The organism is Dactylosporangium sp. NPDC049742 (assembly GCF_040674675.1).
Lineage (GTDB): Bacteria > Actinomycetota > Actinomycetes > Mycobacteriales > Micromonosporaceae > Dactylosporangium > Dactylosporangium maewongense.
The window spans coordinates 27,638-40,905 of sequence record NZ_JBFANF010000051.1; the positions used below are offsets into that span (position 1 = coordinate 27,638).

Genomic DNA, 13,268 nt, shown 5'->3' on the forward strand with positions numbered 1-13,268 from the left:
GATCACGGCCCCGGCGACGGCGGTGGCGCCGATGGCGCCGGGCCGGGTTCCATGGACGACCGGACCGCACGGAGGTTCGTGCAGATTACGACGCTGAGCATGAACACGCCGCACACGGCCTGCTCGACACGCAGCCAGGTCGGGAACGCGTTCGGCCAGGCGACGACGCCGGCGATGGCCGCCAGCACCACGATTGAGATGATGCGCAGCCGGCGGAACGAGCCCCGATCGCCGGCGGCCGCGCGGCGGGCCAGGAAGAGCAGCACCGCCGCGCTCGCCGCGACCAGCGGCGTACGGATCCAGACGGCCGAGGTGACGAGCGCCGGGTTGTGTCGCATCACCACCGCGGCGACGACGGTGGACAGGCTGATCGTCAGGAAGGCGGCCAGCGCGGCCACCGCCGATCCCGGATTCGGGCTGGCCGGGAAGCGGCTGATCGTGGTGCTGGCCACCGCCGTGTTCGTGACCGGGGTGTGCCGTGCCGTGCGACTTCGCGGTGTCCGGGGAGCCGCACTCGCTGAAACCGGAGGCCCGGCTGGCCCTCTATCGGGTGGCGCAGGAGGCGCTGACCAACGTGACCAGGCCGTCACCTACGCCCTCCACCACGCCTGAGCGAGTCGTGATCGGATTGGTCTTATGAACGAGATCGAGACGGCGTTCGTGAAGCCCTTCTACCGGAGGATGGCGGGCTTCGGCGCATTGCGCTGGGCCGATGAGATGTGGGCAGACCTGACCGCTGCCGGCCGCCACGTGACGCAAGCTGACGTCAGCTGGATGCTCCGGACCGGACACTGGCGACCCGAAGTGATGGGAGCATGGTTCAGTCTCGCGGTGCCCGCCGAGTCGATCACCGCCGACCTCCTGCCGGCCATGGCCGGGTCGCGGGGCTCGCTGACAGCCGGCCCCCTGGCCGTCGCGGCGGCGCTGGTGGCCGGGCCCGACGCGGTGACCGCGATGACGGACTACCTGACCTTCATCCTCAATCGGCCCGACGGGTCGCAATTCGTTGTTGCCGCCGCCGTCGAGCACCTGGGTTCGGATCCCGTGATCGATCCGACCGCTGCCGGCCGCCGCCAGTTCCAAAATCTCCACGAGTTCGCCGTACGGCTGCGCGAAGCGTTCCAGCCAACGTGAACGGCGCGCGCAGCCGGGACGGGCGCCGCCGCATGTCACGCCTCCGTCGGACTGCTCGCGTCGATCCTGCCGAACTGTTCGTCGTCGCTCACGGACTCCACCTGGTAGACGCCCGGCCGCAGCTGACGGGACCGTTCCCGGACCGGTGCGGCGAGCGCAGGCGGCCAGGTCGTCTCGTCGTTCCAGATCACCCCGACGAGCACCGCCAGGTTGTCCGGGTCGACGTCGCCCAGGTCCGACAGGTCGAGCCCAGAGGCGTCCAAGTGGACCGCGGCGAGTTCCGTGCGGACCTTGTCGACGTGCGTCTGCGCGAGTGCCCGCGCCGTGGCCAGGGCGAGATTGCGCAGGCTCGGGCTGGTGAGCACGTCGGCCAGGTCCGCCGCCCGCCCGCTGGCCCGCCGCAGTGCCGCGTCCCGGCCAGCGTCGAGCCGATCGGCCGTGGCCAGCGTCAGCGCCAGCTCACCGGCGATGCCGCGAGCGCGGTCCAGGGTCCGGTCACGGTCGCGGATGAAGCCGTCGGCGACACCCTGCGCGCCCCGGCCCGCCACGGCGCGCGTCGAGTCCACGACCCCGTCCCGGACCTTGTGGAACGCCCTTGCGAGGCGCCCGTCCTTGTCCCGTTCCCGGGCCAGCTCCCGGCCGAGGCTCTCTGCCTGGGCGCGCGCCGCAGCAGCAGCCACCGCGCTGCTCACCGCGTGCAGCAGTGCGCTGATCAACGCGATCAACAGCCGCCGCGCGGAGACGACGGCGGCGACAGCCTGCGGGTCGGTGCCCTTGACCGCGAGCGCCGCATTGCGCGTGAACGGATGGTAGGGCGCCATGTCCGTGCCGCGTTGGTCCGGTCGCGGCAGACCGAGCCGGGCGAGCCGGTCCGAGAGCACAGGATAGATGTCGCCGAGGGTGAGCCAGGCGGGCCGGTTCGCAATGCCCTCCCGGATCACGTCGCAAATACGCCGGTGAAGGAGGTCGGGACGGTGTCGTCCGCGCCCACGGGGGTGCGCGCCGGACTGTTACGCGTCGTCGCGGTCAGCGTGTAGGCACCCTGGACGTGGGTCAGATCGGCGATGTCCGCCCCGCCGGCGAGCGTCTCCGTCGCCCGCCCTGCGTAGCAGCAGTCGAGGATCACAACGCGGATCGCGGCCGGGCAGTTGCGTACCACGTCGGCGAGCATGGGCCACGGCAAGGCCGTGAACGGGAGGCGGGTGGGCCGGCTCTGCTTCGTCGTGAGGAACAGCTCGCCGCGCTCCCCGAGCATGCCGTGCCCGGCGAAGTACAGCAGCAACTCGCCGCTGGTCTCCTCAGCAAGGTCGGCAACACGCGCGCCGAGGTCGGCGGCCGACACCGGATCGGCGATGACCGTGACGCGGTCGGCCGGCCAGCCGCACAACGCCGGGTCGGTGAGCATGCGCTCCATGGCACGCAGGCTGGCACGGACCGCCGGAAGCTGGGTCAGGTCGGCGTGGTCGTATGCGGCCACCCCGATCAGGATCGCCCGGGACGCCGCGAATGAGTCCTTCTCCCCCATCACCGTCGACCCGGCCTCCTCCTGCCCCGCTCCAGGCTGGCACGAACCGGGCCGCACGAAGGCGGCCCGGTTCTCATCCGGTGAATGTACTCCGCGACCTGGCGATGGGCGACGGCCTCCGCGAGACGTGCCGTGTTGCCGCGACGCAACGACTTTCCGGCACCCGTCTATGTCATGTTGCTCGATACGAACGGGCATTGTGGTTCGCCGCCCGACACGGTGAACTCGGGCGCAACTGCTCGGCGTGCAGCCGGACGTGCTGGGCGACACCGTGCGCGATGCTCAGCCACACCGCGTCGGGCGACAGCACCATCTGCCGCAGACAACGCGCGCCGGGTTCATGTGCCGCCGACGTGGATGGACCGCCCGTGTCCGGGAGTAGCCGCACCGTACGGCCTCACCGGACCGTCGAACGGGTCAGCCGGGCCGTGCCCCGGGTTGCCGTGGAGCTCGACCTTCCTTCCCGCCGCTGGCTGGTGTGCTCAGCCTCGCTTGCTGCCCGGCTGAAGCGGACGGTGGGGCTCAACGCCCTTGCTGCCTGGCAGTTGGGCATCGGCGCGGTGGGGCTGGACCAGGTTGATGACCTCGTCGACCTCGGTGAGGAGGTCCGTGCGGTGGGTGATGAGCAGGACCGCCCGGTCGCCCGTGGCGGTCAGCAGGTCGTGGGTCAGGGCGGCGGCGGTGGCCTCGTCGAGGTGTTCGGTGGGCTCGTCGAGGATCAGGACGGGGAAGTCGGCCAGCAGCGCGCGGGCGAGGGCGAGCCGGCGACGCTGGCCGCCGGACAGCGTGACGCCGTGCTCGCCGACGGGGGTGTCGAGGCCGGCGGGCAGGGTCCTGACCCAGTCGAGCAGCCGCGCGGCCGTCAGGGCCGTCTCGAGCTCGGCCTGGGTCGCGCCGGGACGGCCGATGCGCAGGTTGGCCTCGATGGTCGTGTCGAACAGGTACGCGTCGTCGCCCAGGTACCCGACGACCCGGCGCACATCGTCGCCGCGCAGGTCGCGCACGTCGACGTCGTTGAGCGTCACCCGGCCGGCGACCGGGTCGAGCCACCGCAGCAGCAGCGCCGCGACCGTGCTCTTGCCGGCGCCGCTCGGGCCGACGAGCGCGACCCGGCGGCCCGGGCGCAGCGTGAGCGACACGTCGCGGACCACCACCTGGCCGGGCGTCCAGCCGGCGGACACGCCCTCGAGGCGGACGGTCGGCGGGCCGGCCGGCAACGGTGCGGGCTCGATCGGGTCCGGGGCCGGGTCGGCGGCGGCGGCGATCTCGGCGAGCCGGCCGAGGGCGGCGCGGGCCGCGGCGAGGCGCTGCGCGGCGGCAGGGATCGTGCCGACGGTCTCGAACACGGCGAGCGGGGTGAGCACGACGACGGCCAGCAGCTCACCCGGGAGGGTGCCGGCCCGGACCGCGACGGCGCCGGCGGCCAGGCCTGCGAGGACGCTCAGGCCCGTGCACAGCGCGGTGACCGCGGCCGACAGGCCCGCGGCGGCGCTGGAGCGGCGGGCGGCGGTGAGCAGCTGCCGGTCGGTGCGGTCCAGCGCGGCGAGCGCGTCACCGGCGGCGCCGTGCGCGATGAGCTCGGGCATCCCTTCCATCAGGTCGACGGTGCCCGCGGCCAGCGCGCCGCGCAGGGGCGCGAGCCGGGCGTCGGCGCGACGGACCGCCGCCGACTGCAGCACCGGCACCCCGACCGCGACGACGAGCAGCCCGGCCGCGAGGACCGCACCGGCGACCGGCAGCAGGCCGCCGACGAGCAGCACGGTGGCCGCACCGGTGACGGCGGCGACCGCGATGGGCAGCAGCACGCGGGCGATCACGTCGAGCACGGACTCGACGTCGTCGACGAGGCGCGCGACCAGGTCACCACGGCGGAACTCGGCGATGCCGGCGGGCGCGAGCCGCTCCAGCGTCCGGTACGCCTGCACCCTCAACCCGCCCAGCACCCGAAACGCGGCGTCGTGGCCGGTGACCCGCTCGACATACCGCAGCACGCCCCGCCCGATGCCGAACGCCCGCACGGCGACGATCGCCACCATCAGGTGCAGCACCGGCGGATGCTGAGCGGCGCGCGAGATGAGCCACGCCGACGTCGCCATCAGCCCGACCCCGGCTCCGGCCGCGCCGACCCCGGCGATCAAAGCCAGTGCGAGCTGACCCGCCGCCGGCCGGCACAACCGCAGCACACCACGGACAACGCCGACGCCACGACCACCCACGCCACGGCTGCCCACGCCCCGCTCCAGGGCCGGCTGACCGGCCGCGCAAGCAAGGTCGTCGCGCGGTGGAGTGGCGGCGTGGTCGGGGCGGTCGTGCGTTCGGGTTGACTCGGCCGATGCGCCGTGGTCGGGCCTCGTGTCGCCGTTCTTCGCGGGCGGGGAGGAGGGGGCGCCTGGGCGGGCCGCGTGGTCGGTGACGCTCATGCCGGCACCACCGAACGGCCGACCCGGATCGCACGGTCGGCGAGAGCGATGAGCGCGGGGCAGCGAGTAGTCACGATGACCGTCCAGCCAGTGGAGGGGGCACCACGGCGGGCCGCGTGGTCGGTGACGCTCATGCCGGCACCGCCGAGCGGCCGACCCGGATCGCACGGTCGGCGAGGGCGATGAGCGCGGGACGGTGGGCGGTCATGATGACCGTCCGGCCGGTGGCGTGGGCGCGGATCGCGGCGAGGATGCCCGCCTCCGTCGCGGCGTCGAGGTTGGCGGTCGGCTCGTCGAGCAGGACCAGCGGGGCGTCGCGCAGGAACACGCGGGCCAGTGCGATGCGCTGCCGCTGGCCGGCGGACAGGCCCGCGCCGTCGTCGCCGAGCCTGGTCGACATGCCGTCCGGCAGGGCGTCGATGAACTCCAGCGCGCCGGCCAGGTCCGCGGCGCGGCGCAGCGACTCCTCGGTGGCGGCGGGCGCGCCCAGGCGGATGTTGTCGGCGATGGTGCCGGCGCTGAGCCAGGGCCGCTGCGGCAGCCACGCGACCAGCCGCCGCCACGCGTCGGGGTCGACGGCCGTCAGGTCCTGGCCGTCGACGGTGACGGTGCCGGCCGCCGGTGCGGCGAAGCCGAGCAGCACGGCCAGGGCCGTGGACTTGCCGCAGCCGCTGGGGCCGGTCAGGGCCACCAGCTCGCCGGGGCGGATCTCGGCGGTGAACGGCGGCAGCGACGCCTCGGACCGCCCTTCGTGACGGACGACGACGTCCTCGAAGCGCACGATGCCGGCCGGTGCCGGTGCCGTGCCGTGCGGTGGCGCCGGCCGGTCGAGGATCTCGAACACGGACGTGGCGGCGGCGAGCCCTTCGGCGCTGGCGTGATAGTTGGCGCCGACCTGGCGCAGCGGCAGGTAGGCCTCCGGGGCGAGGATCAGCACGAGCAGCGCGGTGGCGAGGCCGAGGCTGCCGTCGACGAGGCGCAGGCCGATGCCGACCGCGACGAGCGCCACCGACAGCGTCGCGAGCAGCTCCAGCACGAGCGAGGACAGGAACGCGACCCGCAGCGTGCGCATGGTGGTGGTGCGCTGCTCGGCGCTGATCCGGGCGATGACGCCGGCCTGCCGCTTCGCGCGGCCGAAGACCCGCAGGGTCGGCAGGCCGGCGACGACGTCGAGGAAGTGGTGCGACAGCCGGGCGAGGAGCCGGAACTGGCGCCGGTTCGCCGACTCGGTGTGCAGCCCGACGAGGGCCATGAACACCGGGATGAGCGGCAGGGTGAGGGCGATCGTGCCCGCGGCGACCAGGTCCGCGGGCGCGATGCGGGCGAGCACGATGACCGGCACCAGCGCGGCGAGGACCAGCTGCGGCAGGTACCGCGCGAAGTAGGCGTCCAGGGCGTCCAGCCCGCGGGTGGCGAGGACGGCGACCTTGCCGCTGTCGCCGGCGGCGCCCGGGCCGAGCGCCGCGACGTGGGCGAGCAGCCGCGACCGCAGCTGCCGCTTCACGGCCGCGGACGAGCGGGCCGCGGCGACCTCCTGCGCCCAGGCGACCGCCGCCCGCAGCGCGACGACGGCGGCCAGCCAGCCGAGGGCCGGCGCGATCCGGGCCACGTCGGCGCCGTGCAGGTACACGGCGGTGATGCCGTCGGCGAGCAGCGTGGCCTGGGCCACGACGAGCGCGGCGAGGGCGACGCCGAGGGCGACGGACAGCACGAGGTAGCCGCGGGTCGCCCGGGCGTGCCGCAGCAGGCGCGGGTCCAGGGGCTTCACGGGTGGGCCGCCGGGATGTGCTCGACCCGCAGCCGCCGGCGGAACACCCAGTAGGTCCACGACTGGTAGCCCAGCACGATCGGGGTGAAACAGACCGCGACCCAGGTCATGACCTTCAACGTGTACGGCGTGGACGACGCGTTGGTCACGGTGAGGCTGTCGCCGCCGGCGAGGGTGGTCGGCATGACGTCGGGGAAGAGCGTGACGAACAGGGCGGCGACGGCGAGGACCAGGGTCGCCCCGGTGGCGAGGAACGCCCAGCCTTCGCGGCGGGCCCGCGCGGCCAGCACCGCGCCGATCAGGGCCGCGGCGGCCGCGCCCGACAGCGCCCAGCCCCAGGCGTCGTCGTGGGTCAGCTGGGTCCACAGCAGGAACGACGCGGCGAGGAGCACGGCGGGCAGGCTGAGCCGGAACGCGAGGCGCCCCGCCCTGACCCGGACGTCGCCGTCGGTCTTCAACGCCAGGAACACCGCGCCGTGCAACGCGAACAACGACAGGGTCGTGAGCCCGCCGAGCAGCGCGTAGGGGTTGAGAAGGGTGAAGAACGTGCCGGCGTACTCGTGCTCGGCGGTGATCGGCACGCCGCGGACGATGTTGCCGAACGCGACGCCCCACAGCAGCGCCGGGACGAAGCTCCCGGCGATGATGCACAGGTCCCAGCGGCGCCTCCACTGTGGACTGTCGAGCTTGCCGCGGTACTCGAAGGCGAGCCCACGCACGATGAGCGCCACGAGGATGATCAGCAGCGGCAGGTAGAAGCCGGAGAAGAGCGTGGCATACCACTCCGGGAAGGCGGCGAACGTCGCGCCGCCGGCGACGAGGAGCCAGACCTCGTTGCCGTCCCAGACCGGGCCGATGGTGTTGATGAGCAGGCGCCGCTCCCGCTCGCCGCGGGCGAGGACCGGCAGCAGCATGCCGACGCCGAAGTCGAAGCCTTCCAGGAGGAAGTAGCCGGCCCAGAGCACGGCGATGAGCGCAAACCAGACGGTGGTGAGTTCCATGTCGTTTCCCTCTAGTACGCGAACGCCAGCGGACGGTCTTCGTCATCTTCGTCGTGGGGTACGACGATTTCGGGTGCTCCGGCCCGGGCGTAGCGCAGCATCAGCATCAGTTCGACGACGGCGAGCGCGCCGTACAGGAGCGTGAAGACGACGAGCGAGGTCGCGACGGTGCTCGCGGAAACCGACGGCGAGACGCTCTGCGAGGTCTTGAAGATGCCGAAGACGGTCCACGGCTGGCGGCCGACCTCGGTGAAGATCCAGCCGAACGAGTTGGCCAGCAGCGGCATGGCGACCGTGGCCACGGCGGCCGTCCACAGCCAGCGTCCCGCGGGCAGCCGGCCCTTCCGGGTGCGCCACAGCGCGACCGCGGCGACGGCCATGGCGAGGACGCCGAAGCCGATCATGAGGCGGAACGACCAGTAGGTGACCGGCACGTAGGGCACGTAGTCGCCTTCGCCGTACCGCTGCGAATACAGCTGCTGGAGGTCGTTGATGCCTTCGACGGAGCCGCTGGGGCTGCCGGTCGCCATGAAGGACAGCAGCGACGGGATGCGCACGCTGGCGACCTCCTCGCGCCCGTCGAGCGAGCCGATGGTGAAGATGGAGAACGAGGCGGGTTCGGACGTCTGGTACAGCGCCTCCGCGGCGGCCATCTTCATCGGCTGCTGCTCGGTCATCACCCGCGCCTGCAGGTCGCCGGTGACGAGCACGCCGACGCCGGCGGCGAGCACGACCCAGGCGCCGAGGCGCAGCGCCGGCCGGAACACGTCGACCTGGTTGCGGCGGCGCAGGTGCCAGGCGCTCACGGCGAGCATGAACGCGCCGCCGGTAAGGAAGCACGCGGTGATGGTGTGCGGGAAGGTCACGAGGGTCGTCGAGTTCGTCAGGACCGCGACGATGTCGGTGAGCTCCGCGCGGCCGCGTTCGGCGTTCACGGTGTACCCGACGGGGTGCTGCATCCAGGAGTTGGCGGCGAGGATGAAGTACGCCGACAGCATGGTGCCGATCGACGCGAGCCAGATCGCCGCCAGGTGGACGCGCTTCGGCAGCCGGTCCCAGCCGAAGATCCACAGCCCGAGGAACGTCGACTCGAGGAAGAACGCGAGGAGCCCCTCGATGGCCAGGGGCGCGCCGAAGATGTCACCGACGAAGCGTGAGTACGCGCTCCAGTTCATGCCGAACTGGAACTCCTGCACGATGCCGGTGACGACCCCCATCGCGAAGTTGATGAGGAACAACTTCCCCCAGAACTTCGTCGCTCGCAGGTACTCCTGGCGCCCGGTCCGGAACCAGGCGGTCTGCAGCCCGGCGACGAGCGCCGACAGGCCGATGGTGATCGGCACGAAGATGTAGTGGTAGACGGTGGTGATCGCGAACTGCCACCGCGCAAGGTCCAGCGCGTCCATGGCCCGATTCTCGGGACCCGGCGCGGGCGGCATCAGGGCCGAACGGCACGTCCGTCCGGGACTGTCGGGCCCTCCTGCGTGAGGACGGTCACGCGGTGCCCGGGCGCGCGTCGGCCGGCCAGTTGAGGACCTTGGCGCCGAGGACCGCGGCCTGGAGGGTGAACCGGTGGGTCGGGTCGGCCGCGTCGTAGCCGGTGAGGGCCTTGATGCGCTCCAGCCGGTACGTCACGGTGCGCACCGACACCCGCAGCCGCTTCGCCGACTCGGTGGCCACCCCACCGGTGGCGAAGTAGACGTCCAGGGTGTCCAGCAGCGGCCGGGCGCCGCCACGGGCCTGCAGCAGCGGGCTGAGCACGGCGGAGACGAGGTCGACGATGGCGGGCTGGTCGCGCAGCAGGACGCGGTAGACGAGCAGGTCGTGCGCGGTGATGACGGACTTGTCCGCGTGCAGGCGCCCCGCCATGGTCAGTGCCTCGCGGGCCTCCTCGTAGGAGCGGGCGATGCCGTACAGGCCAGGGTGCGGGCGGCCGACCGCGACCCGCCACGGCCGTCCGTGCCGGAGCCGGTTGAGCTCGCCGTGCACCAGCTCACCCAGGTCGCTGTCGCGGCCGGCGGGCGCGGTCGTGCCGGCCACGGCGGGCTCCGCCGGGGCGAGGACGACGAGGAGGTTGTCCTTGGTGGCGACGAGGACGTCACGGTCGCCGAGCCGGTCGAAGATGACCGCCTCGAGGGCGCTGATCGCCGTGTCGGTGTCGGGCAGCCGCCGGCCCGGGGCCGCGAGCGCCACCTGGTGCACCCGGGCGAGGTCGAGCCCGAACGGTTCGGCCCGCTCGACCACGCTGCCGAGGTCGGAGTCGCCGCGCAGCAGGTCGTCGACGAGCTCCCGGCGCAGCGCCTCCTCCCGGCGGACGAGGTCCCGGCGGGCGACCGCGTACCCCTCGGCGAGGGTCGCGACGGCGTCGTCGATGACGTGCAGCACCGCGGCCGCGGCGGCACGGACGACCTCGCTGTCCCGGGAGCGCACCACCATCGGCAGGTCCTGCCACAGCCGCCGGGCCGCCGACAGGTACAGCTGCACCACCCGTCCGGCGGAGATGCCCTGCTCGGCGGCCTGCCGGCCGAGCAGCGCCACGGCGTCGAGCTCGGCGCGTCTGGGTCGGCGGCCGCTGACCGCCGCGTCGGCGAGCATCGGCAGGTAGTCGCCGAGCAGCAGCACCGGCACGTCACCGGCGTCGCGGGCGGCGGCGGTGGCGACCTCGGCCAGCCATGCCTGCTGCGCCTTCCGCGGCTGCGCAGCCTTGGACGCGCCGGCAGACGCTCCGGTCGGGGCCCGCCGGCTGCGGTCGGCCATCGCAGTGCTCACCTCCCGCCGGCGTCCGGCCGCCGGGTCTCCGGCGCGGCGGTGCGTTCCCGTCGTGGCCGGTCACCGGCAGTGTAGACCGGGCTCCGCAGGCCCGGCTCCGGTTCCCGCCGCGAGCAGCCGGGGCAGCGGCTGGCCGCCGGTTGCCGGATCAGCTGGTCGATACGGATGTCCGCCCCGCATCCGGTACACCTGCCGTAACGGCCACGGTCGAGCGCGTGCAGCGCGTGTTCGACGTCGTCGAGCCGGCGCCAGGTGAACTCGGCCAGCGCCGGCTGCTCGGTGCTGCCGGCGCCGTCCTGCCGCGGCTGGTTGAGCAGGCGCAGCTGGGTGCGGTACCGGTCGCGGTGCTCGTGCAGCAGCACCCGCAGCATGTCGAGATCCCGCTGCCTGCCGCGTGTGTCCATCGTGAAGCTCCTGGTTCGTGACCGTCGGAGGCGCCGGCCGTGGGGGCCGGCGCCTCCGGGCGGCCGGGGACGGTCAGCGCCCGCGGGCCTGGCAGGGCACGCAGAACCGCGCGTGCGGCAGGATCTCCAGCCGGGCGGCGGGGATCGGGGCGGTGCAGCGTTCGCAGCTGCCGTAGCTGCCCGCCGTGAGCCGGGACAGCGCGGCGGAGATCTCCTCGATCGCCTGGCGGGCGGCGGCCGTGCGCGCACCGATGGTGTCCGGGTCCTCACCGGCGCTGCCCGGCTCGGTGCCGGCCGCGGCGAGGACCGCGAGCTCCTCGGTGTGCTGTCGCAGCTGCGTCTGCAGCGTGTGCTGCAGCGAGCCGGTGTCGACGCTCATGCTGGTCTCCCATCAACCTGTCAGAACATTGCGGTGGAGCACACGTGTGCCGGTCAGGGCCGCACGGCGCCGCGGCGCAGCGCGGCGAGCGCGGCCAGGCCTGCGCCGCGCACCGCGGCCAGATGCGGCGCGGCCGGGCGGCGCACCGGGGTGCCCGCGGCACCCGCGATGCGCGCCGCCAGCCGGGGCCGGGCCGCGCCGCCCCCGACGAGGAGCAGACCCCCGCGGACCGCGGCGGCGACGACCTGGCGGCGGTGGCCGGTCTGCCGGCGCACCCGGCCGACGAGGTCTGCGATCGCGGCGACGACCGCCGCGTCGAGGTCCGGCCCGGCGACGCCGTCGTGCAGCCCGACGTCGCGCCGGTGGGCCGCGACGATCACGCCACCCTCGAGCACGGCGACCTCGGTCAGGTGCGCGCCGACGTCGGCGACCAGCAACGGGCCCGGCGCCGCGCCGGCACCGATCGCCGCCGCGCGCACGGAGTCGATGAACAGCAGCCGTGCCGGTTCGAACACCTTCGTCAACAGCCCACGCACGGCCGGCTCCGCCCGCGGGTCGGTGCCCACGGGCCGGCACGCCACGACCACGGCACCGGCGGGCAGCGGCCGACGCCGCTCCCAGGAGAGGCCGGACAGCAGGGTCCGCATCGCGTCCAGGTCGGTGATCCGGCCCCGGGCGACGGGACCGGACCACGGCGCGGTCACCGTCTCCGGGTAGCTGAGCTGCAGCACCCCGCGGCCCGACGCCCAGATCCTGGCGCCGGCGCCGCCGAGGTCGAGCCCCACGGCGGCGGGCTCGTGCGCGGGGCTCGCCGCGCCGGCACGGAGCCGGGGGTCGCCCGGCCGTTCTTGGCGTTCCAGGCGTTCCAGGGCGGCGGCGCTGCCGGTCGGTTGGGTGAACATGGCTCTCCTCTCGGACACCTGTACGCGGTCCGTGACGGTGGCGGGGTTGTGCGGGATGCGGCCCCGGAGGCGACCGGGACGGGCCGTGGCGGTGCCACGGGCGGGTGGTGTCAGGCGCGTCCGGCGTCGATCGCCGCGGACGCTGTGGCCGGGCCTGCGGTCAGCCGGTGAAGGCCGGCACGCCGTAGCGGCCGGGCGACGACTGCCGGCGGAAGCGCTCGAGCCCGATGCGTCCCCGCGCCACACGTGGCCAGGCTGGGGTCGCACCGGGCGAGCCGGCCGGCGCGGGGCAGGCGGCGACCTGGACGAGGGGCCGCTCAGGGCACAACACGCCAGTCACCACGATCACCACCCCTGCGAGCCGTACCGAAGGAATCTCCAGCATCGGCGATCAGCGCACGGCACACACCAGCATCGGTCGGCAACCTTGCCGGCGCCCTGCTTGCCGATCATCGGCAATCTGGCCGTCGGCGGGCGCCGGGCCACCGCATGGCGCCCGGTCCCACGCGGGCAGGGCCCGGTGGTCCTCAGGTCCTTCGCACCGTGGTGACCAGCGCGAGCCCGGACTGCTTGCCGTCGACGAGCGAGCTCATCTCGCGGAGGTTCTGGGTCACCGACTCCAGCACCGCGATCGCCGACCTGGCCGCGGCCTGCATGTTGTCCACGTGGGCCACGATCTCGTCGCTGGACGCCGCCGTCTCGGTGGCGAGGGTCTTGACCTCGGTGGCGACGACGTTGAAGCCGAGACCCGCCTCACCCGCGCGGGTGGCCTCGATGGTGGCGTTGAGCGCGACCAGCCGGGTCTGCGCGGCAACCCGGGTGATGAGCTCGACCGCACGTGCGCCGGCACCCAGTAGTGCGCACCGTCGCGGGCCAGGTTGACGACGTAGGCGAAGAGCTCGTCGCCGCGACCGACGCGGTGTCCCACAGCAGCTTGAAGACGCACCGCGGCATGTCAGGGTGGCG

General features: G+C 73.9%; 14 protein-coding genes. 1 reads left to right on the forward strand and 13 read right to left on the reverse strand.

What is annotated here, in order from left to right:
* Positions 1-2: 2 nt before the first annotated feature.
* Positions 3-452, reverse strand: a complete 450-nt coding sequence (locus AB0J72_RS42440; protein ID WP_363410184.1) for a hypothetical protein — start codon at positions 450-452, stop codon at positions 3-5.
* 184 nt (positions 453-636) lie between these two features.
* Here AB0J72_RS42440 and AB0J72_RS42445 point away from each other — a divergent pair, with 184 nt between their 5' ends.
* Positions 637-1,134 (forward strand): hypothetical protein, encoded by a 498-nt coding sequence (locus AB0J72_RS42445; protein ID WP_363410187.1) that lies wholly within the window; start codon positions 637-639, stop codon positions 1,132-1,134.
* Between the two features lie 35 nt (positions 1,135-1,169).
* On the opposite strand, the gene AB0J72_RS42450 is transcribed toward AB0J72_RS42445, so the two are convergent.
* The 12 genes from AB0J72_RS42450 to AB0J72_RS42505 form a co-directional block, all read right to left on the reverse strand.
* Positions 1,170-2,075 carry a hypothetical protein gene (locus tag AB0J72_RS42450; RefSeq protein WP_363410190.1) on the reverse strand — a complete coding sequence of 302 codons (906 nt, stop codon included), beginning with the start codon at positions 2,073-2,075 and terminating at the stop codon, positions 1,170-1,172.
* A complete protein-coding gene (locus tag AB0J72_RS42455) occupies positions 2,072-2,857 on the reverse strand; it encodes a caspase family protein (RefSeq protein ID WP_363410192.1) in 786 nt (261 codons plus the stop codon). The genes AB0J72_RS42450 and AB0J72_RS42455 overlap by 4 nt, the downstream gene beginning before the upstream one ends.
* Positions 2,832-2,972 carry a DUF4419 domain-containing protein gene (locus AB0J72_RS42460; protein WP_363410195.1) on the reverse strand — a complete coding sequence of 47 codons (141 nt, stop codon included), beginning with the start codon at positions 2,970-2,972 and terminating at the stop codon, positions 2,832-2,834. The genes AB0J72_RS42455 and AB0J72_RS42460 overlap by 26 nt, the downstream gene beginning before the upstream one ends.
* A gap of 169 nt (positions 2,973-3,141) precedes the next feature.
* Complete coding sequence (cydC, locus tag AB0J72_RS42465; protein WP_363410345.1) at positions 3,142-4,890, reverse strand: thiol reductant ABC exporter subunit CydC; 1,749 nt, start codon at positions 4,888-4,890, stop codon at positions 3,142-3,144.
* A 319-nt stretch (positions 4,891-5,209) separates the two neighbouring features.
* A complete protein-coding gene (cydD, locus tag AB0J72_RS42470) occupies positions 5,210-6,847 on the reverse strand; it encodes a thiol reductant ABC exporter subunit CydD (RefSeq protein ID WP_363410198.1) in 1,638 nt (545 codons plus the stop codon).
* A complete protein-coding gene (gene cydB / locus AB0J72_RS42475; protein ID WP_363410201.1) occupies positions 6,844-7,848 on the reverse strand; it encodes a cytochrome d ubiquinol oxidase subunit II in 1,005 nt (334 codons plus the stop codon). Before cydB ends, cydD begins: the two co-directional genes overlap by 4 nt.
* Positions 7,849-7,859: 11 nt before the next feature.
* Entirely contained in the window at positions 7,860-9,254 is a 1,395-nt protein-coding gene (locus AB0J72_RS42480; RefSeq protein WP_363410204.1) for a cytochrome ubiquinol oxidase subunit I, read from the reverse strand.
* 88 nt (positions 9,255-9,342) lie between these two features.
* The gene (locus tag AB0J72_RS42485; protein ID WP_363410207.1) at positions 9,343-10,605 is read right to left on the reverse strand and encodes a helix-turn-helix domain-containing protein; all 1,263 of its coding nucleotides are present in this window, start codon (positions 10,603-10,605) and stop codon (positions 9,343-9,345) included.
* A gap of 8 nt (positions 10,606-10,613) precedes the next feature.
* Positions 10,614-11,021, reverse strand: coding sequence for a hypothetical protein (locus AB0J72_RS42490; protein ID WP_363410210.1), 408 nt, complete (start codon positions 11,019-11,021; stop codon positions 10,614-10,616).
* Between the two features lie 73 nt (positions 11,022-11,094).
* Entirely contained in the window at positions 11,095-11,400 is a 306-nt protein-coding gene (locus tag AB0J72_RS42495; RefSeq protein ID WP_363410213.1) for a TraR/DksA family transcriptional regulator, read from the reverse strand.
* A 53-nt stretch (positions 11,401-11,453) separates the two neighbouring features.
* Complete coding sequence (locus tag AB0J72_RS42500; protein WP_363410216.1) at positions 11,454-12,302, reverse strand: rod shape-determining protein; 849 nt, start codon at positions 12,300-12,302, stop codon at positions 11,454-11,456.
* A gap of 527 nt (positions 12,303-12,829) precedes the next feature.
* Positions 12,830-13,261: a methyl-accepting chemotaxis protein gene (locus tag AB0J72_RS42505; protein ID WP_363410348.1), complete on the reverse strand. Its 432-nt coding sequence runs from the start codon at positions 13,259-13,261 to the stop codon at positions 12,830-12,832.
* Positions 13,262-13,268 lie beyond the last annotated feature (7 nt).